We start from the raw sequence: 26897 nt of genomic DNA on the forward strand, positions 1-26897 counted from the left end.
TTAATCATCCGCTTAGGCTCTATTTCAAATTCAGTCTGAATGGAAACGAACCACTTTAGACCCTCTCGAGATACCGTAATGTTCTTTGGTTTGCCAATGATGCTTCTGCTCTTTCTGTAGCCGACTGTTCCGATTTTCGGCAAATAGATTCTTTGTTTATCCTCATCTATTTTGAACCCCTGCGGGAATCGGAATGAATCGCACTGAAATTTCTTTTTGAACCTTGGAAATTTCGCTCTCTTGGCAAAAAAATTCTTGTATCCTTTCTCCAAATCTTTCAATGCTTGTTGGAGGACTTGAGAATGACAGAGTTTCAGAAAAGAGTGCTTTTTCTTCCACAGAACGAGACGGTTGGCACACTCTACATAGTTGAACCGATGTGCTTTATCTTTGCCGAAAAGTGACTTTTCTGTGGCTAAAGTTCTGTTATAGACATAGCGACAGGAACCCGCAAATTGGCTCATCAAACGAGCTTGGGCACCACTAGGGCACAATTCAAATCTAAAAGCTCGTCTTATCTGCATCTTTGTTTCCTGACTTCCTTGGCAAATTAAAATTTGGTCATGGGCTTAGATACTAATATCAGATACGACAGATAATGTCTTTTGAATTTGCATATTCATTTAGTCTTTGCCACTAAGTACACACGATACGTATTTGCCAAACAGATATTGGACGCACTGAAAATAATTTTTCCCTCAGTTTGTAATGATTTTGAAGCTGACTTAGTAGAGTTTGATAGCGAAAAATATCACGTTCATTTGTTAATTACTTACCCACCTAAAGTCTCTATATCTCGTTCAGTCAATTCTCTGAAAGGAGTATCAAGCCGTCTTATTCGAAAAAAGAAATATCCCTCCATTCGTAGCATGTTATGGGGGGATGCTCTCTGGGCTCCTTCTTATTTTGCTGCAAGTTGTGGGGGTGCACCTATTTCTATTATCAAACACTACATTGAATCGGTCCTCAGCGCTGAGCAAACTGCCTTTTAAAACAGCCATGCAGCTAGCCTCCTTTTTTAATCGTATAGATGCCTTTAAAGAAAAGCAGCGCTCCGGCTAAGTTTCTATTGTTTCATGTATCCACAGAAGATCGCAGAATCAATGTGTGGCTCAACTCCCGCGACTCAAAACTCCATAAGAAAAGCAGAACCGGTTTTTCCGAATTCCGCTTCGTTGGTTTAACTTTGGTTAAGGCGCCTGGTTAAATAAATCCTTATTGACCGCCGTAGCGACATTACTATCCGACCAAACATTAAGGGTGGTTTCAATCATATCCACAACTGCATAGAACGGAAGAATTACGCCCATCAGAAGAATTGGAACGTTCATGCTGGCAAGTAAGCTTGCTGAGAGGAAGAAACAGCCCATTGGAACCCCGGCGTTTCCGATAGCGGCAATGGTTGCGATGAAGACCCAAATAACCAATGTCATCGGAGTAATTTCAATACCCGCATTCTGCATAAGGTAGACCACCGTGATCAGAATAAAAGCGGCGCACCCATTCATGTTGATTGTGGTGCAGATCGGCAGAACGAAGCGGGATACTTCCGGATGAATGCGGAGATTGTTTTCTGCGCTCGCCATCGTGACAGGCAGCGTACCGGCAGAAGATTTAGAGAAAAACGCCACAGCCAGGGCCGGGAACATTCCCTTAGCGACCTTGAGAGGATTGATGCCCTTAATCAGCAGGAAGGCCGGAAGCACGATAAACATCTGAATTAAGTTAGCAGCGACCACTACGATGAAGTAAGTTGCCAAACCTCCTAACTGAATGCCGCTTGAAAGCTCTTGGGCCAGAGAAGCCACGAAACCAAAAATACCTAACGGCAAAATGACGATAAGCCACTTGACCATAATGAAAAGTACTTGCTGGCACGCGACGACGAAGTTGTAGATAACTTCTTTCGGCTTAGAGTTCTGCGGGAGCTTGGAAATAGCAATACCGACCGCCAGGGAAATCAACAAAACGGAAAGAACGTTTGCTGTCTGGAACGGCGTCAGAAAATTATCCGGAATAACCGATTGAACATATTCCAAATAAGAGTGCTTAGCAAGTCCGGCTACTGCAGGCGCAGTCTCGGCCGGCATAGCAACATTAGCCGGAGAAAAGAGCACATAGAGAATCGCTGCCAAACCAGCAGCCAGCAAGGTTGTCAGCAATGTATAGAAGATGGTGTGTTTAAAAATTCTTCCGGAATCCTGAGACTCTGATAAAGATGCCAGGGTCGATATGATAGAAACGGAAATAATCGGAATACTGATGAACTTAAATAACTTAATGAACACAGTACTGAGGAAGGCTGCGACACTGTTGGAGACTTCTCCTCCCCAAACACCAACCCAGACGCCTAATGCGATGGCGACAAAGTAGGCCACAATCGTGATAATCCAACCTTTATTGATATCCGGACCCTGCTGCATCGGGCCGGCATTTAGAGCAGCCGACATGGAAAATCCTTTTTCTTGATAAGTTGTAATAAAGTGTTATTAGATTATGGATGACAGAGCACGACTTCTTTGGATTTTCGGATAGTTTTTTGATCACCCAAGACAGAGTTTTCACTTGTTTTCTTCGGCTGCCGGCTAACCTATCCTTATTTCTACTAAGAATCTCAAGTGAAGACGATAGATTTTCCAAGGCTTCTTTGATATCCGGTGTTATCATGCCGGCAGGCTTTTAGAACATTGAGAGGAATTCGAATTGCATTACTACAAACTTCCTATCGTATGCTTCATCGCTGTTTGCTCTTTGGTTCTTCCCTGCTCAGCAAGTGCCGTTTCGGCTCAACAACTTCTGGAATACCAAAACAGCACTCTTCAAATTGAAAACGCAAAACGGCCCTCCGTTTCTATGTCCTATCCGGTTTTCGGTAAGAAAAATATTGATAAAGCAATTAAATTCTTCGTCGACAATCAAGCAGCCGCCTATCTGCAAATGGCAAATGAAAATTTTGAAGAGATGGATGAAGAAAGCAGAAAGCTTGCTCAGTGGGATATGAACGGCTCTTTCACAGTTACTCAACCTTCTAAAGACATTGTGAGCATAGTGTTCACCATTGAGTCTTACTCGGGAGGCGCTCATGGCAACTATTCCGAAGATGTCCTCAATTTTGACTTAAAGACTGACCGAGAACTTCAGTTCCAAGATTTGTTTGAAGAACCTTCCGTGGCATTAAAGCTTCTGTCTCAGTTCTGCGCATCGGCACTTAAAGAAAAAATCGGTGAACAAGCCGACGCAGACATGATTGCCTACGGAACGTACCCTACGCTTGCAAATTTCAGTGAAATCCAATTGGCTCCGGGTAAAGTCATTATTCATTTTCAGCCTTATCAGGTTGCACCGTGGGTAGAGGGAGCTCCGCAGATTGTCGTTCCATTGGAAAAGCTCTCAGAGGCAAAACCGGAAGCACAGGTCTTCTCGCCGAATTAAACCTACCAACCTCTTTCCTCGAAGGACTGCTCCATGAAACCTCATATCAGCAATTCTTTACTGAGTGCGCCGGCGGTCATGTTCATGATGTGCTGCGATATGCGGAACTTTTCGGCTGTGGCCAATGCCCTGGGCATAACGCAGTCAGCCGTTTCTAAGACCATGCAGAAATTCGAAAAAGAGCTTGGTTTCGAGCTTTTCATCCGCAGTTCTCGGCCTCTGGCATTAACTCCCGAAGCTCGTCTTCTGCATAAAAACCTTCATGGGCTGAAAGGAGAAATGCTTCGCTCGCTTTCCTCCCTGCAGAGCAAAAATTACATCAAACCCATTCTTCGCGTTGGAATCCTCGAAAGCCTTCATTTGCATCTGGGATTTGAAATTATCAAGCACGCGCTTCCGAATCTTTCACAAATCACGATGATTTCTGCAAGTGCAAATGTCCTGATGCAAAGACTCGTTGAACGCAAGCTGGATCTGATTATCACCAACGTAGTGTCCAGTGAAACTCCGCACATCTTCACAAAAAGGATTTTTACCGAACCTTCCATCCTCATGCTTCCGAAAAGCTTTGAAAAGGAAAAAGATCAAACTTGGAGTTGGCAAAGACTTGCCACTTGCGGACTTCCGTTAGTGAGGTATTGGAGTGAAACCGGTGCAGGTGAAATTAATGACACCTTCATGAGAGTTCACGGGCTCACCTTCCCGGATAGAATTTCAGTGGATACGAACGCTTTAATGGTTAAATTAATCTCTGAGGGCATCGGCTGGGGATTTTCACGGCCGACCACAATCCTTCAAAACCTTCATATGCTGCCTAAACTAATTGTTAGACCAATGCAGCCTCCGCTGTTTTCTCGGGAAGTATTTCTCATTGGCCGCGAGCAAGAGTTCCTTATTGAATCAGGAATCATCTATGACGTCAGCACGCGGTATGTAGAGCGGCAGCTTATTCCTCAGATTCTTGATTTTGCTCCATGGGTCAAAGACGGTTTTAAGGTGGGATAATTGAGAACCTTTTCTCACTTTTAAGAATTATTCAGAGTTATATTTTGATTTTTCCTCGGGTTTTCCAGAGTTCTTAGGACAATACTATTCCTACTAATCATACTTGGCATTCTAATGACTTGGCCAAGAGGTCTTAAAATTTCTTCAAGTTCTAAGAAGATAGAACTGACCTCCCCAACTTCCTTCTAAGGAGACTCTTATGCCCATTACCGGATGGATTGCAATTCTGGTACTCATTCTCATGGGTTACCTTCTCATCAAACAATACGAAACTCGTCTAGTCCTTTTTGGAGGCGGCTTCCTCCTCTGCTGCTTAGCCCTGGACCCGATGGCAGGTTTAAATGCTTTCGCAAAAACCATGGTTAATCCAGCCTTAATCGGAGCCATTTGTTCCGCTACCGGTTTTGCCTACTGCGTTACATTTACTGAATGCGACCGCTCTTTAGTTCATTATCTGACCCGTCCTATCAGAAACGTTGGTCTTTTAATGATCCCAATCACATCATTGCTGACGTTCGGCATCAATATCGCCATTCCATCAGCAGCCGGTGTTGGCGCTGTCGTAGGTACGACAATGATTCCCCTGCTCTTAAGAGCCGGATTTAAACCCGCAGCTGCAGCAGCTGCCGTTCTAATGGGAACCACAGGTTCTTTGCTCTCTCCGGGCCTGTCCCACAACGCCTATGTTTCTGATATGGCTCACATGACCATCATGGAGCTCATTTCTTATCACGGCAAGTTCTCCTTGATGATCGGTGTTGTCGGTGCAATCGGCCTTTTCATTGTTTGCTGGCTCCTTGGCGACAACAAGGGCGAAAAAACATCAGTCCAAGCATTAGAACAGCAAGAAGCAACCACCGATTTCAAACCAAGCCCAATTAAAGCCCTCGTTCCATTGATTCCTATCGTCTTAATGCTTGTTTTCACCTTCTGGGTTCCAACCGTTAAGATGGGTGTTGCTCAGGCCATGGTCATTGGTACAATTGTCTGTCTCCTCGTCAGCTTCAAAAAGCCTCAGCAATTCTCTAAAGAATTCTTCAAAGGCATGGGCGACTCTTACGGCGCCATCATGGGCATTATCATTGCGGCAGGTGTGCTCGCTGCAGGTTTAACAGCCTCCGGCCTTATCAAAGGTTTGATCAGCGTAATGGTTCAATCTAATGAAATCGCTCAATGGGGCGGCTCCATCGGTCCGTTTGTTCTTTCCGTCCTGATGGGAAGCGGCGACGCAGGTGCGATGGCCTTCAACTCTGCAGTAACACCTCATGCTGCCGAGTTCGGCATGAATATCCACAGTCTTGGCTCTCTTGCATTCTTGGCAGGCGCAGCTGGCCGTACAGCATCTCCGATCGCCGGTATTACCATTCTGGTAGCAGGATTGGCTAAAGCAAATCCTTTCGATGTAGCTAAACGCACTTTCGTTCCGATGATTGTTGCGGTTGTACTGCTTGCCATCTTTATGCGTTAATAATTAACTAAACCCCTACATCATTATGACTAAACCTCATATTGTCATTATCGGTACCGGAGGAACCATTGTCAGCTCCGGTGCCTCAGGGGCGCAAATGACCGGATACAGTATCCAAGGTTTGGATGTCCGCAGCATTATCTCTGCAGTTCCTGCTTTGGCTGAAATCGCTAACATTGATGCCCTGCCTCTTCTGAACATTGGGTCAAGCAACATCAAGCTCTCAGATTGGCTAAAGCTTACCTGCACTATCAACAAGTTGGCTGAGGATCCCAAGATTCATGGATTTGTTATCACCCACGGCACAGATACCATGGAAGAAACGGCTTTTTTCCTGAATCTGACCCTTAAGACCGAGAAACCAGTTGTTTTGACCGGCTCTATGAGGCCTGCGACGGCGATATCAGCTGACGGCCCGCTCAATCTGCTGAATGCAGTAAGACTTGCCTCGTCAAAACAGGCTTGGAACAAAGGTGTCCTTGTATCTTTAAACGGTCAAATTCACGGAGCAAGAGACGTTTCCAAAACCAATACGGTTTCCGTTGAGACCTTTTGCTCACCCACTTCAGGCCCGCTGGGATACATCATCGGAGAGGATATTGATTTCCTGACTCAATCCGTTAAACCTCATACTTTGAGTTCTGAATTCCATATTTCAGAAAGTTTCAAAGCTGAAGATTTTCCCCGAGTTGAAATCATTCTTTCTCATGCTGATGAAGACGGGCATCAACTCGAACGGTGTTTAGCTTCTAAACCCGATGGAATTATCCTAGAACTAACCGGAAACAGTACTGTCCCGGCAGTTGTCGAGAAAGTGTTGAAAGATTCGGAGCATCAACCTGCGGTTGTGAGAGCCAGCAGAACCGGATCCGGACCGGTCACCAAAGGCAAAGCCGAATGGCAGGAAATGCAAATGATTCCCGGAGGAACCTTATCTGCTCAAAAATGCAGGATTCTTCTTCAACTTGCACTTCACAGGTTTGGCCGAAATCAGAAACTTCTTGAAAAAATTTTCCAAACTTACTAGGCTTAGGTATTCATCTCAATCACAATGGAGAACAACATAATGTACGACTTACTTCTTAAAAACGCTTGGGTAGTCGATCCTCTCAACTCCGTCAATGGAGTTGCTGACGTTGCTATTCAGGACGGCAAGATCGCGAAAGTCCAAAGAGAAATTCAGGAAGAAGCCAAAGAAGTTATTGACTTCACCGGTAAAACTCTTCAGCCGGGCATCATCGACAGTCACGTTCACCTTGGAACAATGTGGGGCTCTCCATTCGGTCCGAGAATGCTTGCAATGAACGGCGTAACTACCTGCTTGGATATGGCAGGTCCGCTTGATGACATCTTAGACAATGTTCCGGAATACGGCGTAGGCATCAACATGGCAATCCTTCAGTTTGCCTCCCCTCCGTTCACTTTCAAGAACTCCACTCCAAGTCAGCAAGAGATGATTGACCTTATCGACAAATCTCTCGCAGACGGTGCTTTAGGTGTCAAGCTCCTTGGCGGCCATTATCCTTTGGATCCAGAAGTTTCCGCTCTTCTCATCAGAACGGCTCTTGAAAGACGCGCTTATGTTGCCTGGCATGCCGGCACTACGAAGAACGGCTCCAACATTAACGGCATGATTGAAGCCGTTAAGATGGCCGACGGATATCCGATGCATCTGGCTCACATTAATGCGTACTGCCGCGGCGCTATCCATGAAGCAATGGAAGAGACAAAAATTGCTATCGATTTGCTCAAAGCTAATCCGAACATTTTCTGCGAAAGCTATGTTTCTCCGAAGAACGGTACTCGTTTGACTTGCAATCCTGACGGCACTATCCAATCTAAGGTTACAGGCAACTGCTTAAGAGCCTTTGGATTCACAGAAGATGCCGACGGTGTCAGAAAAGCTCTCCTTGCCCGCAAAGCTTTTGCTGTATACGACGCTGGCGGATACTCTGATCTGATGACCGGTGAAGAAGCACTTAAGTTATGGGAAGCTGCCAAGACTAACGTTGGCGGAAGCTTCAATATCAATCCTCCGCTTCCACGCATTGCCTTAGCTCAGGCTAAACGCGATGACGGTGCCTTTGTTGTTGACGCAATTTCTACTGACGGCGGCTGCATTCCACGCAACGTCATTCTTTCTCAAGGCTTGTCCTTAGTTAAGCTCGACATCTTGTCTCTCAGCGAATTCGCTCAGAAGACTTCTTTGAATCCAGCCCGCATGCTTCGTTTAGAAAACAAAGGACACTTGTCTGTCGGAGCTGATGCCGACATTACTGTCTACGATTTGGCAACTCAAACTCCGGTTGCTTCTTTCGTCGACGGCAAGAAGATTCTCTTCAACGGTGAATTGGTTTCTAAAGGCGCAACCGTAATCTGTACTGAACACGGTAAAGATGCTATTGAAGCCCGCGGCATGAAAGCTATCGTTGTTGACCCAGGTAAGCAGATTGAGAGAATCACAGCTCTCTAGTCTTTAGCCGGTAACTGGTTTCGAAGGCGGAAGGATCTTTGGTCTTTCCGCTTTTTCATTTTTTTACCCGCGAAAAAGCGTTCTGAAGACTTCGGAAGTCTGCTCCCAGAACTGAGTTTTGACAAATACTTGGCCTAAACAAAAAGATTTCGCGAACCAAAAAGCGGGAGAAATTTTGTGAGATGAAACCACCTCCAAGGATACTTGGAGGTGATGAAATTATGATTTGGATACTAAGAAAACGCTAAACGCTGTTAGAGTGCGTATGTCGAAATCTTTCCTTCGCACGGACGTCCATCTGTGATCCAGAGGCGGCGAGCGGTGAGGTCCATAACAATGCCGTAAATTGTGCAGAACCTCTTGTACTTAGAGTCGATTGGATCCTCGTGTGAACAAACCGAGTCCGGGAAGTTTTGATGGGAAGATAAAACTCCAAAAATCGTTTTCTCATCAACCGGGAATTCAAGCTCTTTCGCCTTACGACGTAGAGTGTTGAGGCGCATAAATGTTTCCGGCAAGTCACGCTTGAATGTATCTTGGGCCAAGAAAAGCGGCGACAGATAGTGGTTTGTGTGACAGATTGGTTCGCCTTCGCTCATAAGCACATCGAAATTGTCGGGAGTGTATTCAAGACAGAACATGTAGTCCGAAGCCGTGCCAATATCAAAATTACCTGAGCCAGCTCTTTGTGCCAAAGAAACCACTTCAACGGCATCGCTCGCCTTAGTAGTGTTCAAAATCATGCGATAAAGAACGTGGAGAGGCATACCAACCTTACCTTTTCCGACGCTCAAAGCATTGAGGCATACACCGATACCGGCGGAGTTCAGGCCTTTTCCTCCGACCATGCCGGCTTCAACGGCGATAAGCTGATCAGGCTTTCCTTCTTTCTGAATCTTTAAGACACAGACGTTCTCAACTGCCGGAATAAGCCAGTCCCAAGTCTGTCCCATATACACGTGGCCGTCTTTCCCGTGTTTGGAAAGGAAACCGATAAAACTGCAGCCGTCAGGACGCGCAAAAATAACTTCGCTGCGGCAATTTAGTGTAAGAATATCTTCAAAAGAAAGTTCGGCACCCTCGGCAATTGCACGCATTTCTTCTAAGAGATCAGGAGCGCTTTTTTCGATAAGAGGAATAAAACTCTGAGCCAAATGTTGAGCCTCGTTCCACTCCATATGAGCGTATTCTTTGAAAAAGACTTTGTAGAATTCCAGGTTGCGATGAATCATGGCTTTCGCTTCCTGACCATATTTCAGACCAATCTCTCTGGAAGTCCCGCTTAGTTCAATAAAAATATGTTGAGGCTTCATTGTTTTTCTCCTAACGTTTTGAGACAATTCATTATCCTCACAAATACTCACAATTGTCCAGAAAAAATTTTGAGTCTTCATGATGAGAATTTCTCCTCTTAAACAATCTAAAACAGAAAGCTTTATTCGAACTAACCATTGATATTAATTGCTTTTTGTATGAGTGCAGCACCATCTTTAAGAACTGTTAGTCGATACAGATATAGTGAGTCTTCGCTGTACTAACGACATCTGTAAAAACAGCAAACGATGCCTAGATCGAAAGTGTTCCTTGAAGAAGCGGATATGTGAATAAGTAGCTGTTACTTCATGTCTCCAGCCAAACTTAAACGTATAAGTTCGGACCACTAAGTCTCTTCAAAAAAATAACCGACCTCACTGACTGAAGCCGGCCGAACTAAAGTTCAAGGAGAAAAGTACCAATCAATCAAGAAAATAGAATTAAGGGACTTTATATTCAAAGTTGTGGCACTGTCCGCAGAAGTTTTCCGAAGGCTCATGGCCTATATGGCAATTGTTGCACTCTAATTTATTTTGATAATGAGGAGATGTATGCGGGTTTTGCGGCTTAACCGAGGCGGTCTTTGCGGTTAAAGCCTCAAGTTCATGACATTTGACACAATTGTTGATAGTCGGCATCTGCGGCTTTTCTTTGGAAACATGACAGGCTTCGCAAGGAACCCCTTTTGATGTATGTCCGTCCGCAAAACCTGCCGCCTGAGCGCACATGCATCCTGAACCCAACATAAAACTTACCAAACAGCTTACGAGTAAAGAATTTCTCATTTATCCTCTCCTGCTAGGGGTGCCGCAGCACCCCTACTAGCCTTAAATTAGCCCTGAGTTGCAGCGGCTGTACCGGCAGCTCTTCCCATAACTAAGCAGTCAAGAATTGCGTTTGTACCCATGCGAACTGCGCCATGAGTTCCGCCTGTAGCCTCACCTGCAGCGTAAAGTCCGGGGATAGGTTCAAGAGTTGAGACATCCAGTACCTTGCCGTCAATAGTAGTTGCCAAGCCGCCCATGCAGTGGTGAACTTTAGGAGACATTTCCATAGCATACCAAGGGCCTTCTTCCATTGGCTTCAGATCCTTAACGATTCTTCCAAATTGAGGATCTTTGCCGTCCTTGAAATACCCGTTAAGCTGGGCAATACTTGCTTTAAGAGTATCGGCCGGCATCTTCCAATCAGCAGCTAACGCATCCAAGGAATCATACTGTTTGATGAGGTTATCCTTAAGTGCCTTATCCATGAATCCCGGACGACGACCTTCAAGAGAAGCTGTCGCTGCTTTATTGGCAACGGCAACTGCCTTGAGACCTTTGCCTTGTTCAACAAGGATCGCATCGGCACGAACCTTTCGGTTAGCATTTTCGTTAACGAAGCGCTTGCCTTCTGTATTAACCCAGATACCTGCCTCGCCGGCAACGTACTGGCCGAAGTTCCAGGTGTAGCCCATGCCTTTTTCAAGCGGATTGTTCCATGGAGTGCACTGAATCCAATCGGACTGGATCATCATTCCTCCGATACGTGCTGCTTCCTTCCACATTTCTGAAGTGGCACCCGGCTGATTCGTTGTTTTGAAAATTTCAGTTAATTTCGGATCCAAAAGACTTCTGTACTTTACGTCGGCACCAAAACCGCCATGAGCAAGTAAAACTGCCTTTGTAGCCTGAATGTTTTTAGGTCTGCCGGAACCTTCTTTACCAAAGCGATAACCTTCGCGCACGCACAGACCAACGACGCGGCCGTTGTCATCACGATAAATACGTTCAACGTAGTTTCTGGTTCTCGGTTCAATACCTTTTTTCTTTAGGTAGGCAGCAAGCGGCATGATAATGCCTGAGCCAGATCCTGCGGTTGTTGTCACAGCGCGGGGGACACTGTGGCCGCCGGTAAATCCAACTACCGGCATGAATTCAACACCGATTTCGTCAACGAGCCATTTGTAATTGTCATTGGCATGCTCTGCGACAAACTTCACTTTCTTCGGATCGTTGAGGAAAAGACCGTTTCTGAGCATATCCTGAGCGAGCAGTTCTGGAGAGTCTTTAACGTTTTTTGCAGCCTGCTGAGGAGTTCCTACAGCGCACATGTCACCGGCGTTGATGACAGAGTTTCCACCGATGGTCGGCATCTTCTCAAGAATGATTACCTTGGCACCTGCGTTGCTGGCGCCGACGGCAGCTGAGAGACCGGCAAAACCGGAACCAACAATAATGATATCCGTGGTTTCATCCCATTGGGTAGGAATCTTAGTTGTTTGAGCAATAGCAGCTGCTGCCGGAATAAAACCAGCGGCAGCAAGAGCTGTGGATTTCAAAATATTTCGACGAGAAAGCTGAACAGTCATTTTTTATCTCCTTTGATTTGGGTTGATGCGTTTTCTTGCATCTGGGAGAAATTTTAGAAATTCAGCTTCAACGGAGAAATAGAAGGTTCTCAATCCTTTATTGACAATTAATCAAAATAAATAAGGGTTTACACTGCTGTCTTTTTTGTTCTTTTTGACTTAAAAAAAGCTTGCTCGGGATGATAGAAATCCTCCTCGTCGGTAAAGACATCTCGAAGGTTTTTATTCATCAAACTCAAGGCCTTTAGCGTTCTTTGGTTTGAAGCTTTACCTTCATAAAGCGTCATCCAGTCAACAAAAGTTTTAATTCTTTCATCTGACTTATATAGCTTCTCGGTCGTCACCACCGAAGCCATAAACGGCGTTCTTCGCCAGTTATTAAGAACCGGAACCAGAAGTCCGTTTTCCAACTCATCAATGAAAAAACCTACAGGCAAGTCAAAAACAATGCCAACTCCTTGAACTGCAAGCTTTTTGAGAAGGATCGAATTTTCTGCTTTAATTTCCTTTCCCCAGGAAAGAGCCTTGAAATCCGTGCCGTTGGTGACCAAGTCTTTGGAAATCGGGAAATTGTTTCCGGAACGCGTAAGCCCTACATGCAGAGCAGAGTCCTGAGGATTTTCCAGCATGCCATATTGCTGAATGTAGGATGGAGAGGCGAAAGCTAGGCATGGCAATGTGGCATAAGGCTTGATAACAAATCCTTGCCGATTGAAACGGTGTACGGCAAAAAGAACTTCAATTTTTCCATCCGCCAAATCCTTCAAGTTCCTTTCAGTGAGAGTGTCGAACGTGATATCGGGATAACATTTCATGTATTCAAGCAGACGCGGCATCAGCCAACCGTGGCCGTATCCTTGGGCTGCAGAAACAGTGATAACTGCCTGTGTTGCTCGTGTTTTACGCCGGGCTGCTTTTCCGATTCGATGTAGCATTTGCTCCTGGAGAGCCAAAAGCTTGCAAGCATCTTCATAAAGATCGTCTCCTTCCGCAGTAGCGATAAAGGGGCGCCGGTTGCGATAAAGTAGCTGAACTCCAAGCGCCTCCTCGAGACTATCCAAATGTCGGCTTGCGGCTGCCGGGTCAATATCTAACATGATGCTGGTTTGCGTAAGGTTGCCGGTTTCAAGAGCATTAACGAACACCCTCCACGCAAGGAGGCTATCTTCTTTTTTCATTTGGGGCTTCCAGTAAGGTTAGTCCTGATTGCAAAAGGATCGCTTTAAAGAGAGAATGAGAGATGAAATTTTGGCACTTCAATCCTCCTCTCCTATCTCCTTAAACACAAATTAACTACTTTGATATTTTATCAATGTAGGGTCGAAAATTCGTTGGCAAAATTTTTCAGAAAATCCATACAGAAATTTATGTTTTTCTTTAACCCCTTAGTTCGTTATCGAGGAAAACTAAGGAATGGGCGGCAAAAACTTATAAGTATTTTTCTCGGAACTCTGCGTGATACTTTCTTCCGCAAATTTAACCCAGCAGGCACTCCAATTCATTCTTTCACGCATCTCCAACCTTTCCAAAACAATCCGCATAACCAACAAGATTGGAAGATGCCAACCGAAGTTATCCTTGGTTTACTCGGTTCCCAAATCCTTAGTTTTTGCGAAGGATGTTTCTCTTTGTAAGTTAGAGTGAAAATTTTTTGGCTACTGCCAGCAAAGAAGTTGAAACGATGCAAGGATGGTATAGCTTTTCTTGAATTCTTTCCTATAAGTAAGACGAATGATGTTGGTATGCTTGCCCAACCTTACAACCATTGAAAATCTCAAAACCTTAAATGATCTTGCATCAGGTTATATTGTTCTTGTCAGATTTAACTAATAGCTTCGAAAGGAAGTCAAGACGCTGATTTGTCGTACGGAGATTTTTACAAAGCGACAAGCGGCCAAATTTACTTCTCCTTTAATCTGAACGCTCGGCATTCAGCAAATATAGTGCGAATATTAAAAACCTTAATAAACCAAATAGCAATAAATAATAAGAGACAAAGGATTATTCGCTCTTCTAGAGAATTGAAGCCGTAAAGAGGATTAGGTTTTCGTAGTTCCGAAACGCGATCTCTTTGCAACTTATTTGTCCTTTCTCAACCTCTTAAAACTTAAATCGGATTGAAGAAAGGCTAAGCAAATGTGTTAAAAGCAAAATTCTTAGGAGAAGACATGAAAAAGCTTGTGGTGGTTGCTTTGGCGTCAATGTCCGCGATGGGTATCGTGCAGGCGCAATCAGATGTCACATTGTATGGTGTTTTAGATGGCGGCATCACAGTATCTAAACTGAAAGGAGATGATACAAAGGTCCAAATGAGTAACGGCAACCTTTATGGAAACCGTTGGGGTCTTAAAGGCACGGAAGAGCTGGGCGGAGGGAACTACGTTGGATTTGTTCTTGAGCAAGGATTCAAAATGAGCTCGGGGGCGGAACATAAAACCGGAAAGGCTTTTAGCCGACAAACTACGTTAAAAGTTGGCGGCCAATGGGGTGAAATCGGACTCGGGAGATTTGGTGGATTAGGTTCTGATCTCGGTTCATATTCAATGCTTGGAGGCACTCCGCTTATGACCGGTTACTCAATCCTAGGAGATATGTACGGAAGTTTTTACCTCACGGATCGTTATGATAATTCTATCGTTTATGTATCCCCCAATTTTGGAGGCTGGAAACTTCAAATGATGTATTCAAACGGAGTAACCGGTGACGATAGTAAATGGTCAAGAAACGGACACTACTATGGTGTCGGTGTTGCCTATGACTCGGGCGCTTTGAAAACAAATTTGATCTACGAAGTCTTGGATAATAAAAACAAAAAGCAAATTGATGGATCAAATTACAAGGCAACTCAACTTCTCAATCTGGGAATGTCCTACGATTTTGGCACGATAAAAATCTACGGTGCTTATGAGCTTGCCATCCACTCCCCACTACCCGGAGTGGATTGGAAGAAATATGAAGCCGGAACGGATGTTATTCCTCCAATCTTGCAATCAACAGGAAAAGGGGCGAATTTTAATGCCTTTTCCCTTGGCGCGAGCGCACCTTTATGGGGAGGAACTCTCATGGGGCAAACTCAGTATGCTTTCGGCAAAGTAAAAGATAAGATGAATCCTGACATTTCGGGTGAGGACAAATTCAATACCTTCTCGATTGGAGCTGCCTACGTTTATCCTATCTCTAAACGTACCGGACTTTACAGCTATGGCGGTTGGAGCACGGCAGGCAAAGCCGCTAAGTTAGTAAATGACTTGAGAGGCTGGACTGGTATTTTTGGCATGTATCACAGGTTTTAACCTCTTCGAGGTCTTAGAAAGACCCTATAGCTGAGATTTTGTGCCGAGGAAGTCTATAAAAGGTTTTACTTCCTCGGCCATTTTTGCTAATCCGGGGAGAAGATAGTTGGCTGGGATTACACCAACTCCCTGAAATCTTTTTTTGCAATGGATTCAGATAACTTTAAATAAGGAGCTAATTCAGGAAATCTAGATGTCATTACCGGAACAAACTTGTCCATTATTGCCGACACTAACAAAGATATTAATAGATTTTCAAATTTGGGCATCATCCATTGCTTATGAACAAAATAAAAAGGCTTATAAAAGCGGGTATAAGGAGGGCGAATGATGGTTATATTTTTGAGAAAGTCTCGGCCTATCCAAAGTTCAAGGGGAGTTAGCAATGTCCAGCCGTGGCCTGAATTTACAATCTGACAGACAGTTGAGAAGTCGTCCAATTCAATACTTTTAGGAGGCTTAATACCCAAGTTATTAAGAAATCTTGTCTGTGTCAACTTATCAAAGGATAAGTTGGAAAGATAGATAAAACTTAATCTGCTCATAAGCTCTAAATTCTCACCGACCGTGGAATTAGCGTGCATCAGAAGAGACTTTGGAAGCACAATAACGTACTCTTCAGTAAAAATTAGTTCGGAAACGATTCCTTCCTCTTCCTGAAGATCCATATTCATTATTGCTATATCTATTCTGTTTTTCTTTATCCAATCAGCCAGCTCCAAAGTGGAACCTTCTTCAATGACTAGTTTCTGAGTATGTTCTAATAAATTCGGCACAAAATAAGGGTTGATATTAGGGCAAAAAGAATCAACGGTTCCAATTCGAAAAGAAGGAAGGAATCCTTTTTTAAAAGTCTTAATATAGTTTTTAGTTTGATCATCCAATTCGACAAATTTTTCAAATTGATGAGAGAGCATCCGTCCTAAAGGCGTGAGTTTAATGGGACGTTCATTATGGTAGTAGATGTCGCCTTCGACCTCAGATTCTATTTTTTTGAGGATAACAGAGACGGTAGGCTGGGAAATATTTAGCTCTTGGGCTGCTTTACTAATACTTCCTAACCGTTGTACAGCCAACAAGATTTTTGCATTTTGCAGAGTACCCATGTCTATCAGCGTATTAGCAAATTTAATATAAACGATACAGAAATATTATAAATCGTAATACACAACTCCTGATGTCGATACAGTGAAACTGTTCTTATTAACCACAAGGAGAAAGCTCTAACAAGGAGAGCAGGAGTTATTCAAAATGTCTACAGTCATTCAATTTTTAATAGTAATCGGCGCCATTTTGCTTGGTACGCGATTTGGTGGAATGGGGATCGGTATTATCAGCTGCTTAGGTCTGGGAATATTAACCTTATTTTTTGGAGTTACTCCCGGAGCGCTTCCAGCAGATGTTTGTTTTATTATTTTGTGCGTTTGCACGTGTTCTGCTGTTATTGAACAGTGCGGAGGCCTAGATCTTCTGACGGCGATAGGAGCAAAGATTCTTAGGAAACATCCTAAGCACCTAACCACTCTGGCTCCTCTGGTAATGTTCTTTTTAACATTCTTTGCGGGCACAGCAATGGTTTGCTTTGCACTGCAGCCAGTTATTTTTGAAGTAGCTTACCGAAATGGAATTCGGCCAGAAAGGGCTATGGTAACCGGAACGATGGCTGCTCAGTGCGCTATAACCGCAAGTCCGATTTCTGCGGCAACCGCGGCGATGATCGGTCTTTTCATCCACTACGGACATCCGGAAATTTCACTGCCTCAAATTCTGATGGTGAGCTTGCCTGCCGGTTTGATCGGAGTACTTGCCACTTCGCTCTTTTTTATGAAATGGGGCAAGGAATTGGATAAGGATGAGGAATTTCAACGTCGTTTAAAAAACGGTCAAATTGAGTCTCCTAAAATTGTAGAACTTAAGGACATAGGCTTGAAAGGAAAATTCTCATTAGGATTTTTCCTGTTAGGCCTTATTTACATCGTTTTGGCAGGTATCTACCCTGAATTAAGAACTCCCTATGCTGCCAAGCAGCCCATGGGAATGGCAGCCACTATTGAACTCACTATGCTTCTTGTCGGAGCGATCTTGGTTATTGTCTGCCGACCAAGCGTTAAGAAATTAGCCTCGAGTCAAATTTTGCAATCTGCAGTGACGACAATGGTTTGCATTGTTGGATGTACTTGGCTTGCTGACTCTTTCGTTGCAGCTAATAAAGATGTGTTATTAGAAACATTCGGATCCTTGGTTCAAGCCGAGCCATGGACTTTTGCTTTTGTCTTGTTTTTAATGGCGGCAATAATGAACTCTCAGGGTGCCACAACAAGAGCAATTATGCCGCTGGGATTTGCGCTTGGCCTCTCACCTTTAGCTCTTATTGCCATGTATCCGGCGGTAAACGGCTTCGCTCTCTTCCCAATTAATGGTCCGGCGATTGCTGCTTGCTCTTTAGATCGTTCCGGCACGACCACAATGGGTAAATACCTCATCGATAATCCATTTCAAATCTTCGGCACTATTTGTGCAGTTATCTCCGTGTCATTGGGGTTTCTCATTGTTTGGCTTCTGTAATTGTTAAAAAGGAAAGCAAATGGACTATCAAACTATTTCTGAGTATGTTGACTCCCATAGTGAGGAAGCCACTACATTTCTTCAAAACTATCTTCGAATTCCCTCTCCAACCGGGCAAGAAAAGGAATCTGCTCTTTACCTCGCTAGTTTTTTGGAGAATAACGGATTTAACCCCGAACTTCTAGAAGGGGAAAAAGATCGTCCGAACCTTCTCATGGACTGGAAAGGAGGCGAGGGCAAAACATTGTTATTTAACGGACACTTGGATGTCTTTCCACCCGAATCTAACCCTACCAGAGATCCGTGGTCCGGCGAAATAATTGGCGACAAAATATATGCCCGCGGGGCAACAGACATGAAAAGCGGGAATGCTGCGGGGATTATGGCTATCACCTTTTTAAAAAGATTAGGTTTTAAGCCATCCGGCACTATCTCTCTTGCTCTAAATTGTGATGAAGAACAAGGAAGCCGCGCTGGGCTGCTTTACTGTATAGAGAAAGGACTCATGAAGGCCGACTTCACGATCTGCATGGAAGCTTCCGAGGAGACCATTATTGTGGATACAGACGGCCGCATTGCTTGGAAACTGGAAATTACGAGCGATGGTTGGCATGCCGGAACCCGTCTAGCACAAGAAGATGCCCTGCAAAAAGCTCATAAGGTTATTGAAAAAATCCATCAATACGACAAAAAGCTAATGGCGGAAAGATATTTCCCGGAAGATACGTCTGGCGCTGTTATTTCGGTCACTTCGATAAGCGCGGGATTTGAAGGAAAAACAGTAAACATGCATCCGGCAAAATGTACTCTCTGGATCGACAGGAGGTACACAAGGAGAGAAAGCATTGAGAGCGCCCAACAAGAATTTCTCGCACTTTTAGATAACATACCTCAAATTAAAGAAGCTTATAGCCTTACAACTTTATTTGCCGGTCCACGACTGGTAATTGATTCCAATCATCCCGATATTATTAGATGTATGGATGTCTACCGCACGGTTTTCTCGAAACCCCTCAGGCCGGGCAGAAGATCTGGGGCCGGCGATGCAGCTAAATTAGCGAACGCTTACAAGCAAAATGTCCCCCACTTCGGGCCAGGTATTTTTGCCGTGCTAGGCTCTGATGACGAACATGTAAATTTGAGTCAGTATTTAAAATTCATTAAGACTTATATGCTTTTCAGCATTGGCTATTTTGAAAGTCAGAAGTAATACTTAATAATCCCAGGCTCCCAAGAAGTTGTATCGTGTGCAATTACTTGGGAGTTTGGCTGAATCGTTTTCAATGGGGAGACAGTTAAGTCAATACTTTTAATAGTTTTTGAGAAATTTTCTTAACTATCTTTTTGTAGGACGAGTTTTATATTTTATAAGCTAAACGTCTTAGCAACCCAGAAATATCATCAATCCTTCATAACTTTATCAGCTGTCCTTCACCGCATTCTTTCATTCGCTTAAACAAAGAGCTCTTTTTTCGTTAGGTAGCTAGGTTAGTTCCGATAATAAGAAGTCTCTGTTTCGTTCAATAGGCTCAAACCTTTCCAAGAATGCCTTTAATCATGTTCAGGGAGTTAGGTTTCAACTTTTTGCGAGTAATTTTGCCGAGAATAACTGGAGTTTCAACCGAAAATTCATTGAATTTATGAGATATTCAAGAAAATATATTTATTTGGTTTCCAACCTTAGGAAGTTGTCATAAATTTGCCTTTCTCAACGTTCCTTGATTATTAAGGCTAACGCCTTGCGGTTAGTGATAGAGCTGGGAGATTTCCTCAAACGAGAACATTGCCAATGATGAACGCTCAAACTCATCCCGTAACAATGCAAACTAACTAATAACTCGGCTAAACTCTTGGATCGATTTTTAGGTTAATTTTTATATGGGTTTCAATAGATTAGTTAGTTGCTTATGCGCCGCGGCGATAGCTTTTACCGCTATCCCTATGACTGCTGACGCAGCAGCTGTGCCTGCTTCTAAGAAGGAGCTGAATCTGGTCTTTGATCCGCCAAAACCTAAAAAATTCTCTCCTGATAGCTTGCCTGAGATTGAGCTCACCGGAGGACTCCTTTTCCAACTAATCGCCAGCGAAATTGCTTTGCAGCGTAATGAATTAGGAGCGGCATACAGCACTTACATGAATGTAGCCGAAGAAACAGGTGACCCAAGACTGGCAGAAAGAGCTGTTCAGATTGCACAAGTTGCCAAAGCTCCTCGTGAAATCATGCGGTCAGTGCTGCTGTGGAATAAACTGGCCCCCGGCAATAGACATGCTCAGGAGATGCTCATTCGCATTGGCCTCCACTACCAGGAATACAACAAGATTCTGTTGACTACACAGTCTTTCTTATCCCAGGTAGAGGATCCGGGAAAAGTCATCCTTGGGCTGCAGAGCCAACTTTTAATCGGAAAAGACAGGAAGAAGGCTCTGACGTTCTTTCGCAAAGCTACTGAGAAGTTCAAGAGACTTCCGGAAACGAAACTCGGTTTGGCCCGATTAGAAGGATTGGTCGGCAACCAAAAAGCAGCGGAAAGGTTTGCTAAAGAGAGCTACAAACAGAAACCCAATCCGGAAAGCGTAATGACACTAGTTTCTGTCTTGTTGCAGAAGAAGTCCAATGCAGGTCAAAAAGAGGCTCGTCAGGTTCTCGGCCAGTATCTGGCCAAAAACCCTAAAGATTTAAGAATCCGGGATTCGTATGCTCAGCTTTTGCTGCTCTCTTCCGACTACAACCAGCTAATTGAGTTAGTCAAAAAGTATCCGAACGACTACGAATTTGAACTAAGTACTGCAGTTTCTCTGCTTCAAAACAATCACGAGACAGAAGCCGAGGACTTGCTTAATAAACTAGCAAAACTTCCTCAAGACGATGCTGAGAGCGGAACTATCCCGCAGAAGGCTCTCTTGCTGCTGAGCGAAGTTGCCCTGGAAAACAAAAAATATGAAGAGGCTCTCGCGCTTGCTGATCGCGTTGTCGGCTCAATGAAGCCTGCCGCTTTGATTCAGAAAGCCAATGTTTATTCTCATGAAGATAAACATAAGGAAGCACTTGAAGTCCTCAAGCAAGTTGACCCCGGCGACAACAACGCCGTAGCCGAAGAGGTCGCAGCAGTTGAGTCTCGTTTGATCGCTGAACTTAACGGCGATACAGAAGCTCTTAAGACCTTAGAAAAGTATTTGCAAAAGTATCCTGAATCTAAGAGTCTCTTCTATGAAGCAGCCATGATCGCTGAACGCTTGGATCTCATTTCTATGGCTGAGAATTATTTAAAGAGAGCCTTAGAGATAGACCCCAACTTTGCTAATGCTTATAACTCTTTAGGTTATACGCTTCTTGAAAGAACTAACCGTCTGAAAGAGGCAGGAGAAAACATTCGCAAGGCGTACCAGCTTGATCCGTCTAATCCGTATATTTTGGATTCCATGGGCTGGCTAAGCTTTAAAGAAAAAAATTACACCGAAGCAATCGGATATCTCAACGATGCTTTACAGCTTCTAGAGAGTGAAGACATCATGCTTCACCTTGCAGAAGCCTATTGGGTTTCCAATCAAAAGGACGAAGCTCGCCTGGTTTTAAAGAGAGCCAAAGAACTTTGGCCTGATTCAGAAGACACTGAAGCGTTAATCAAAAGACTCGGAATCATCGAATGAAGAAATTTGGTTTCTCCGTTTTGACTGCAGCAATGCTGGTTTTAGCAGGCTGTTCTACACCATCCATTCAAAAGAGTACGGCTATTGAAGAGTGGCACGGACGTTTTTCCATTACTCTTTTGAAAGACGGAAAAGCTGACAGGAATTCCGGAACTTTCTTGCTGACGTCTTCAACGGAACAGAAAGAATTAATTCTGAAAGGGCCTTTGGGATCCAATGCTGCAACACTAACAGAGAACTCAGACGGAGCGGTTCTTGCCATTTCGAATGAAGAACCGATTAAAGCCCGCAGAAGCCAAGAAATTACGGAAAGAGTCATCGGCGCTCCTTTAGATCTTACTGACTTGGTAGACTGGCTCTCTTCCAAGAAAGATGCTCAACAATCAGAAAAAGAATTAGCCGCCTCCGGTTGGGAATTGACGGCTGAAAGAAATAGCGAAAACAAACTCACGAGAATCGTGATGAAAAGACAAGAGTCTTACCGCACGCCTGCGGTAACTCTGATTCTTTTGCCAAGATAACGGATTGTTATATTTGGAAAATTCTACATCCTCTCTACAAACTCTAAGGCCGATGTTACAGCAGCGAAGAAGTTCTTGATGCTGCCGTTTTGAGTCTTATTGTTGATATTTTCCTGCGCCGTTCGCCACCACTGAAGAACCTCTTCAGAAGCAAACCCTTGGGCCTCTTTCACCTTGTTTTGCGCTAAAAGATGGCTTAGAAAAGTAAGCTCAATTGCCAAATGGTCATCGGGAAGAGTTGAAGTATTGCTCAGACCGCTGTCGTGATAAATTTTGAAAGCCTCCCGAGTTTTCTCTCCTGCAACGGCTATTAATCCGCCGCTCCAAAAAGAATGGGTTAACCCAATAGTTGTATCTCCGACTCCGTAAAAGAGCTTTGCAAACTCTCTTTCAAACTCTTCATCAAAAATAACTTCTTGGAAAACTGCTCCGGGATAATCCACACCCTCTGCAAAAGCATTGAAGGCAATTTGTGCTTTTTCGTAGTCTGAGCTGTTGTCTTGCGGCTCGAGAACAATCCGGCTCAAAACCATAAGGATTCTTGCCATTGCTTCTGCACAGTCTTCTCGAGTGATTTCTTGATAATCCATATTTATCCTTTCTTCCGCAATTTTGGCCGATTATTTATTGTTATTCGCAGGGCACGGCACCCCGCCAAAGCAGGGCGCCGTTACTGGATTATGCCCTCACCTTACGACCGGTAAAGTCAGTAATTGAAGAAACAAATCTAACCTTCGGAGAGGTTCCTGCGCCTTGGTTGATCATCTGGGCCCTTGCAATCAAAGCTTTTTGAGCATCGGTCGGTTTATCGTAATCGACAAGCTGTAAAGCATGTGTTGAGCACACTTCCACACATGCTGGTAAACGGCCTTCAGAAGTACGATGCGTACACAGTGTGCAGTGTTCAGCCCTCCCTGCTATACGCTTCTGCCAGCTCTTAAGAGCAGCCGATGGTCCCCCTAATGGTTTCAGCTCGCCGAAGTATGATTGCTTATTAGGATCAGAGAACTTCGGTGCTCCATACGGGCAGGCGGCCAAGCAGCCTTTACAGCCGATGCATTTAGCCTGGTCAACTAATACTTCTCCGTGAGAGCCGAAATACACAGCTTTCACCGGGCAGACTTTCATGCAAGCAGGATCTTCACAATGCATGCAAGACACTCGGAAATACTCAATGACTTGTTCTGCCGGATGTTCCAGTCTTTCCAAATGATTCCACTTAACGCCCGGTGCAACCTGATTTTCTTCTTTGCAGGCAACGAAGCATGCATGACAGCCTACGCAGTCATCGGCGTTGACAATAATTCCATACTTACTCATGACTTTCCTCCTTAGGCTTTCTTTTCGATATGAACAGGATTTTCAAAGTAACTTGGATATCCGGACATCGGATCTCGGTTATCTCTGTTCATGAGTTTTTGGGTGTTCTGGTTATCGAGCCAACCGTACTGGGCATCAATGGTTCCCTTCGGGACAATCAGCGAGACAACTGCCGTTGCTTCAATGGGTCCCCCGTAAGGTGAAGTAATCAAAATCGTATCGCCTTCCTTAATGCCTTTCGCTTCAGCGTCTTTCGGATTGATGTGGACATGAAGACCATCTTCAATTTCCATCAGATAAGGCTGGTCCGTGCGAGTCTTGCTATGAGTGATATACGGCTTGCGGGTTCCATTGATGAGACGCAAATCAAACTCTTTGGTTAACGCTGTCATCGGTTTATAGATCGGAAGTCCCGGATATCCGAACTTAGCAGCTCTGTCTGAGAAGAAATCAAGCTTGCCGGAAAGCGTATTGAATCCCGGTTTGCCGTCCGGGCGCAATCTGCCGTCTTCATACTTCTTGAAGCCGGGCTTAGGAGCTGGGATATGGCTGATCTTCGGCAACGCATTTCTGAAAGCATTCAAGTCCCCGCCTTCATACTGATGAAGGATGAAGTCAAGAGCTTTTTGCGGATCTCCGTCAAAGAAGTGTTCCGGTTTATCAAGAATGCATCCAAGTTCCAGGGCAATCTGCCAGTCTTCTTTCGCCTCTCCCAGCGGTTTGACCGGCTTGCGGACAGCAATATTAGGACCATACCAACCGAACGGTGCATGACGCTCATAGTTCATTGCGGCCGGAAGAATAATATCCATGTAGCGATGGCTGTCTTTGCGATAGAAGTAGTCGGCGGCAAAAGCAAAGTCTAAATTTTTAAAGGCTTCGTTATAGATCTCGGGCTGAGGCCAAATATTGACGTTGAATCCCCATCCGCAAAATACTTTAACCTTGCCGTCTCTCACCCACTCAGGCAAGTTGTTAGGACTAGTTTGATCCTGCAAGTTGTGCCAGAGAGGTACTTCATCTTTATCAAACCTACGGGCTTTTGTTTCCGGTGAATTCCACCATTTCTTTTCCGCCATTGCAGTATGAAGGCCGAACGCTGGCATTGACAGGCCTTTAGGAGGCTGCGAGAAAGGCACTCCGCCGGGGATATCAATATAACCCATCAAAATCGGCAGCAGTAACAAGGCACGGGTATTGTTAACGCCGTTTGAATTATGAGACAAAGACTGAGTTGTCAATGTAAAAGAGCCGGGACCTTGTGCCCAAAGCCGTGCAGCTTCAACAATCTTATCTGCCGGAACGCCGGTAATTTCGGCGGTTTTCTCCGGAGTGAATTCTTCAACATACTTAGCGTATTCTTCGAAACCATGCGTCCACTGATCAATGAACGGTTTATTAATCAGATTTTCTTTAATAAGAACGCGGGCCAAACCGGCAGCCAAAGCAGCGTCTGTTCCTACGTTCGGAGCCAAGTGAACGTCTGCTATTTCAGCGGCTTTTGTTCTTCTTGTATCAACGGTGATAATCTTGCATCCGCGCTCCTTGGCTGCCTTAATTGCTTCCCACCAACCAAGCGGCTGCGCCCAAACGTTAGTCGCCATAATCATGTAGACCTTCGTGTCTTTAGTCGGCGCTGATCCGTTGTTTGGTTGGCCGAAATTGAGTTGTTCAGCCATCATACAGCCCGAACGGCAAGCTGCTGAGGATTCTGTAGACCACGTTGGAGAGTCAAAGTAGCGAGCCAGACGGTAGATGGCCGGTCTTGGTTCTTTAGGATCCCCGGCATAAAACATGACGGATTCAGGACCATATTTTTTCTTGGCAGCAAGCATATTGCCCGCAATGGTCTTATAAGCTTCGTCCCAAGAGATGCGGATCCAACCGGGATCTGCAGCCCCTTTAGGAGCAGTTCTCTTCATCGGATAAAGCAAGCGGTTGGGATTGTATAGCCGCTGTAACGTACTCATCCCTTTGGAACATAGCCAGTGACGAGGATTCTCTTTCCAGTTTTTAATGCTGATAACGTTATTGCCTACGGCTTGAAATTCAATACCGCAAAAAGGTACGTGGTTACAGGAATCGCAGAGAGCAAATCCGGTCCATTCTTGTGTTTGTGGGGCAGCGGCTTGCGCCAGCACTGAGGTAGCCGGAGAGAATACCGGCAGTGCAGAAATAGCCTTTAAGATTTGCCTTCTTGAGAGTGTTTGCATAGTTAGTCTCCTTGGCAGCATTGGGGGTCTGCTTAGGAAAGATTGTGGAATTTCCTCTTAGTTTTGAGTAGAGGTATTTACCTGTCATATTTGATTAAAATTGACAAAACAACCTATCAAAATTGATAACGATATGACTAGTAAAGAGCCTTCAAGTGAGTTACTTAGATTTCTTGCTGAGTTCTATGAGTCCCGCAACCTCGAATCCACAGCCGGCCGTCTAGGAAAAGGAACTGCGACCTGTTTTCGACTTTTAGCCCAAGCACGCGCAATATTTGACGATCAACTATTCGTGAAAAGCGGCAGAGCAATGATGCCGACTCCAAAAATGGAATCGCTGATTCATGAAATACAGGAAATATTACGAAAAATTGAACAACTATCCAGTCCGACAGTTTTCTCAAGAAAACATCTTACGCAGGAATTTAGGATAGGATGCATCGATCATGCCGTCATAAAGTTTGTCGTCCCCGCACTCAGCAATTTGTTTCAGCAAGCTCCTAACATTCGTATTTCGATCATTCCCATCCACGAGCATTTCAAGTGGTCTCTTGAGAAAGGAAATATAGACATAGTTATTTATGCTCCGCCTAACTTAAAACTAAAAGAATTAGGCAAAAACTTTCATTTCAAACAGTTCTACAGCACCAATCATTTGTATTGCGTGAGAAACTCTCATCCTCTAGCGCTCAAATTAAAAGCAGGAAAAGTTATCAAAAAATCCGACCTAAAGAACTTCCGCTTTGTCGCAGTAAAGTACGGATACTCCGAAAACAAAATTACGCCTGAGTCGTCAGGATTTGAAGATGGAGACAACATTGCTTTCGATACTCCGTATCTGCTGACGGTGCCGCACGTTTTAGCCAATAGCGATTTTATTGGACGTTTGCCCGAAACCTCCGCCTCTAAGTTAATTGGTAATTTACCGCTGACAGTACTTCCGAAGGACTTAGTAACGGAACAACCTTGGTCTCCGGTCTTTCTCTGGCACGATCGGACTCACCACGAACCGGCTCATCAATGGTTCCGTTCAGTTCTTTTAGAAGCAGCTGAGAAAACTATGAGTCGACCTCTTTCCTCTGCCTAACATTGAAAACAATTAAATTGGATACTGTGCAAGATAGTGATAAAAAAAGTTTGGAGAACGCCAAGCTGCTCTTCTCCACAGTAGCGGTCCGTCAATTCGAAGTTGGAAATTTCAAAAGTTTGAGGCAACTTCATTTGTTTCTTTTCAAGGAGTTTTATCCGGACGCAGGTTGCCTGCGGCAAACCAACTTGTCCGAAGGAAGTTT

General features: G+C 44.4%; 23 protein-coding genes. 13 read left to right on the forward strand and 10 right to left on the reverse strand.

Annotated elements, in window-relative coordinates:
• A partial coding sequence (locus ACYQ4O_RS09380) for an RNA-guided endonuclease InsQ/TnpB family protein (RefSeq protein ID WP_460175445.1) occupies positions 1-524 on the reverse strand: 524 nt, incomplete at its 3' end.
• A gap of 81 nt (positions 525-605) precedes the next feature.
• Between ACYQ4O_RS09380 and tnpA the strand changes: the two genes are divergently transcribed.
• Both tnpA and ACYQ4O_RS09390 read left to right on the forward strand, forming a co-directional pair.
• Positions 606-992 (forward strand): IS200/IS605 family transposase, encoded by a 387-nt coding sequence (gene tnpA, locus ACYQ4O_RS09385; protein WP_460175446.1) that lies wholly within the window; start codon positions 606-608, stop codon positions 990-992.
• A gap of 38 nt (positions 993-1030) precedes the next feature.
• Positions 1031-1207: a hypothetical protein gene (locus tag ACYQ4O_RS09390; RefSeq protein WP_304382548.1), complete on the forward strand. Its 177-nt coding sequence runs from the start codon at positions 1031-1033 to the stop codon at positions 1205-1207.
• On the opposite strand, the gene ACYQ4O_RS09395 is transcribed toward ACYQ4O_RS09390, so the two are convergent.
• Positions 1191-2450, reverse strand: a complete 1260-nt coding sequence (locus ACYQ4O_RS09395; RefSeq protein WP_277030174.1) for a dicarboxylate/amino acid:cation symporter — start codon at positions 2448-2450, stop codon at positions 1191-1193. The genes ACYQ4O_RS09390 and ACYQ4O_RS09395 overlap by 17 nt on opposite strands.
• A 253-nt stretch (positions 2451-2703) precedes the next feature.
• Between ACYQ4O_RS09395 and ACYQ4O_RS09400 the strand changes: the two genes are divergently transcribed.
• The 5 genes from ACYQ4O_RS09400 (at position 2704) to ACYQ4O_RS09420 (ending at position 8378) form a co-directional block, all read left to right on the forward strand.
• Entirely contained in the window at positions 2704-3432 is a 729-nt protein-coding gene (locus tag ACYQ4O_RS09400; RefSeq protein ID WP_277030176.1) for a DUF3298 and DUF4163 domain-containing protein, read from the forward strand.
• Positions 3433-3465: 33 nt separating this feature from the next.
• Positions 3466-4437 (forward strand): LysR family transcriptional regulator, encoded by a 972-nt coding sequence (locus ACYQ4O_RS09405; RefSeq protein ID WP_277030178.1) that lies wholly within the window; start codon positions 3466-3468, stop codon positions 4435-4437.
• 199 nt (positions 4438-4636) lie between these two features.
• Entirely contained in the window at positions 4637-5905 is a 1269-nt protein-coding gene (gene dcuC, locus ACYQ4O_RS09410) for a C4-dicarboxylate transporter DcuC (RefSeq protein WP_066594558.1), read from the forward strand.
• Positions 5906-5930: 25 nt separating this feature from the next.
• Positions 5931-6932, forward strand: coding sequence for an asparaginase (locus ACYQ4O_RS09415; RefSeq protein ID WP_277030180.1), 1002 nt, complete (start codon positions 5931-5933; stop codon positions 6930-6932).
• Between the two features lie 39 nt (positions 6933-6971).
• Positions 6972-8378, forward strand: a complete 1407-nt coding sequence (locus ACYQ4O_RS09420; protein WP_277030181.1) for an amidohydrolase family protein — start codon at positions 6972-6974, stop codon at positions 8376-8378.
• A gap of 254 nt (positions 8379-8632) precedes the next feature.
• Here the strand turns inward: ACYQ4O_RS09420 and ACYQ4O_RS09425 are convergent, their stop codons facing one another.
• The 4 genes from ACYQ4O_RS09425 to ACYQ4O_RS09440 form a co-directional block, all read right to left on the reverse strand.
• Positions 8633-9691 (reverse strand): C45 family autoproteolytic acyltransferase/hydolase, encoded by a 1059-nt coding sequence (locus ACYQ4O_RS09425; protein WP_460175447.1) that lies wholly within the window; start codon positions 9689-9691, stop codon positions 8633-8635.
• A gap of 441 nt (positions 9692-10132) precedes the next feature.
• Positions 10133-10477 (reverse strand): cytochrome c3 family protein, encoded by a 345-nt coding sequence (locus tag ACYQ4O_RS09430; RefSeq protein WP_277030184.1) that lies wholly within the window; start codon positions 10475-10477, stop codon positions 10133-10135.
• 47 nt (positions 10478-10524) lie between these two features.
• The gene (locus ACYQ4O_RS09435) at positions 10525-12045 is read right to left on the reverse strand and encodes a flavocytochrome c (protein ID WP_308513783.1); all 1521 of its coding nucleotides are present in this window, start codon (positions 12043-12045) and stop codon (positions 10525-10527) included.
• Positions 12046-12173: 128 nt separating this feature from the next.
• Complete coding sequence (locus ACYQ4O_RS09440) at positions 12174-13223, reverse strand: LysR family transcriptional regulator (RefSeq protein ID WP_308513782.1); 1050 nt, start codon at positions 13221-13223, stop codon at positions 12174-12176.
• Positions 13224-14213: 990 nt separating this feature from the next.
• Here ACYQ4O_RS09440 and ACYQ4O_RS09445 point away from each other — a divergent pair.
• Positions 14214-15338, forward strand: coding sequence for a porin (locus ACYQ4O_RS09445; protein WP_277030190.1), 1125 nt, complete (start codon positions 14214-14216; stop codon positions 15336-15338).
• A 116-nt stretch (positions 15339-15454) separates the two neighbouring features.
• On the opposite strand, the gene ACYQ4O_RS09450 is transcribed toward ACYQ4O_RS09445, so the two are convergent.
• Positions 15455-16444 carry a LysR family transcriptional regulator gene (locus ACYQ4O_RS09450; protein ID WP_277037039.1) on the reverse strand — a complete coding sequence of 330 codons (990 nt, stop codon included), beginning with the start codon at positions 16442-16444 and terminating at the stop codon, positions 15455-15457.
• A 145-nt stretch (positions 16445-16589) separates the two neighbouring features.
• Between ACYQ4O_RS09450 and ACYQ4O_RS09455 the strand changes: the two genes are divergently transcribed.
• The 4 genes from ACYQ4O_RS09455 to ACYQ4O_RS09470 all read left to right on the forward strand — a co-directional run bounded on the left by ACYQ4O_RS09455 (position 16590) and on the right by ACYQ4O_RS09470 (position 22072).
• Positions 16590-17903: an anaerobic C4-dicarboxylate transporter family protein gene (locus tag ACYQ4O_RS09455; protein ID WP_277030194.1), complete on the forward strand. Its 1314-nt coding sequence runs from the start codon at positions 16590-16592 to the stop codon at positions 17901-17903.
• A gap of 19 nt (positions 17904-17922) precedes the next feature.
• Positions 17923-19113, forward strand: coding sequence for a M20 family metallopeptidase (locus ACYQ4O_RS09460; protein ID WP_277030195.1), 1191 nt, complete (start codon positions 17923-17925; stop codon positions 19111-19113).
• Positions 19114-19781: 668 nt separating this feature from the next.
• Entirely contained in the window at positions 19782-21551 is a 1770-nt protein-coding gene (locus tag ACYQ4O_RS09465; protein WP_277030196.1) for a tetratricopeptide repeat protein, read from the forward strand.
• Positions 21548-22072 (forward strand): lipoprotein insertase outer membrane protein LolB, encoded by a 525-nt coding sequence (locus ACYQ4O_RS09470; protein ID WP_277037042.1) that lies wholly within the window; start codon positions 21548-21550, stop codon positions 22070-22072. Before ACYQ4O_RS09465 ends, ACYQ4O_RS09470 begins: the two co-directional genes overlap by 4 nt.
• 23 nt (positions 22073-22095) lie before the next feature.
• Here ACYQ4O_RS09470 and ACYQ4O_RS09475 read toward each other — a convergent pair whose 3' ends face one another.
• From ACYQ4O_RS09475 to ACYQ4O_RS09485, 3 genes are all read right to left on the reverse strand, one after another.
• Positions 22096-22662 (reverse strand): molecular chaperone TorD family protein, encoded by a 567-nt coding sequence (locus ACYQ4O_RS09475; RefSeq protein WP_277030200.1) that lies wholly within the window; start codon positions 22660-22662, stop codon positions 22096-22098.
• An 88-nt stretch (positions 22663-22750) separates the two neighbouring features.
• Positions 22751-23392, reverse strand: a complete 642-nt coding sequence (locus tag ACYQ4O_RS09480) for a 4Fe-4S dicluster domain-containing protein (RefSeq protein WP_277030202.1) — start codon at positions 23390-23392, stop codon at positions 22751-22753.
• A gap of 11 nt (positions 23393-23403) precedes the next feature.
• Complete coding sequence (locus ACYQ4O_RS09485; RefSeq protein ID WP_277030204.1) at positions 23404-25605, reverse strand: molybdopterin-containing oxidoreductase family protein; 2202 nt, start codon at positions 25603-25605, stop codon at positions 23404-23406.
• A 100-nt stretch (positions 25606-25705) separates the two neighbouring features.
• Between ACYQ4O_RS09485 and ACYQ4O_RS09490 the strand changes: the two genes are divergently transcribed.
• Positions 25706-26692, forward strand: coding sequence for a LysR family transcriptional regulator (locus tag ACYQ4O_RS09490; protein WP_460175448.1), 987 nt, complete (start codon positions 25706-25708; stop codon positions 26690-26692).
• The last annotated feature ends 205 nt before the right edge of the window (positions 26693-26897 follow it).

This window comes from Turicimonas sp. TL08 (assembly GCF_054660695.1).

Excerpts from the sequence above, each read along its gene's own strand:
- ACYQ4O_RS09470 (WP_277037042.1), top strand. The coding sequence starts at position 21,548 with ATGAAGAAATTTGGTTTCTCCGTTTTGACTGCAGCAATGCTGGTTTTA.
- ACYQ4O_RS09440 (WP_308513782.1), bottom strand. The coding sequence starts at position 13,223 with ATGAAAAAAGAAGATAGCCTCCTTGCGTGGAGGGTGTTCGTTAATGCT.
- ACYQ4O_RS09480 (WP_277030202.1), bottom strand. The coding sequence starts at position 23,392 with ATGAGTAAGTATGGAATTATTGTCAACGCCGATGACTGCGTAGGCTGT.
- ACYQ4O_RS09425 (WP_460175447.1), bottom strand. The coding sequence starts at position 9,691 with ATGAAGCCTCAACATATTTTTATTGAACTAAGCGGGACTTCCAGAGAG.
- ACYQ4O_RS09450 (WP_277037039.1), bottom strand. The coding sequence starts at position 16,444 with ATGGGTACTCTGCAAAATGCAAAAATCTTGTTGGCTGTACAACGGTTA.
- ACYQ4O_RS09455 (WP_277030194.1), top strand. The coding sequence starts at position 16,590 with ATGTCTACAGTCATTCAATTTTTAATAGTAATCGGCGCCATTTTGCTT.
- ACYQ4O_RS09465 (WP_277030196.1), top strand. The coding sequence starts at position 19,782 with ATGGGTTTCAATAGATTAGTTAGTTGCTTATGCGCCGCGGCGATAGCT.
- ACYQ4O_RS09460 (WP_277030195.1), top strand. The coding sequence starts at position 17,923 with ATGGACTATCAAACTATTTCTGAGTATGTTGACTCCCATAGTGAGGAA.
- ACYQ4O_RS09405 (WP_277030178.1), top strand. The coding sequence starts at position 3,466 with ATGAAACCTCATATCAGCAATTCTTTACTGAGTGCGCCGGCGGTCATG.
- ACYQ4O_RS09485 (WP_277030204.1), bottom strand. The coding sequence starts at position 25,605 with ATGCAAACACTCTCAAGAAGGCAAATCTTAAAGGCTATTTCTGCACTG.
- dcuC (WP_066594558.1), top strand. The coding sequence starts at position 4,637 with ATGCCCATTACCGGATGGATTGCAATTCTGGTACTCATTCTCATGGGT.
- ACYQ4O_RS09420 (WP_277030181.1), top strand. The coding sequence starts at position 6,972 with ATGTACGACTTACTTCTTAAAAACGCTTGGGTAGTCGATCCTCTCAAC.
- ACYQ4O_RS09395 (WP_277030174.1), bottom strand. The coding sequence starts at position 2,450 with ATGTCGGCTGCTCTAAATGCCGGCCCGATGCAGCAGGGTCCGGATATC.
- ACYQ4O_RS09415 (WP_277030180.1), top strand. The coding sequence starts at position 5,931 with ATGACTAAACCTCATATTGTCATTATCGGTACCGGAGGAACCATTGTC.
- ACYQ4O_RS09390 (WP_304382548.1), top strand. The coding sequence starts at position 1,031 with ATGCCTTTAAAGAAAAGCAGCGCTCCGGCTAAGTTTCTATTGTTTCAT.
- ACYQ4O_RS09435 (WP_308513783.1), bottom strand. The coding sequence starts at position 12,045 with ATGACTGTTCAGCTTTCTCGTCGAAATATTTTGAAATCCACAGCTCTT.
- ACYQ4O_RS09445 (WP_277030190.1), top strand. The coding sequence starts at position 14,214 with ATGAAAAAGCTTGTGGTGGTTGCTTTGGCGTCAATGTCCGCGATGGGT.
- ACYQ4O_RS09430 (WP_277030184.1), bottom strand. The coding sequence starts at position 10,477 with ATGAGAAATTCTTTACTCGTAAGCTGTTTGGTAAGTTTTATGTTGGGT.
- ACYQ4O_RS09475 (WP_277030200.1), bottom strand. The coding sequence starts at position 22,662 with ATGGATTATCAAGAAATCACTCGAGAAGACTGTGCAGAAGCAATGGCA.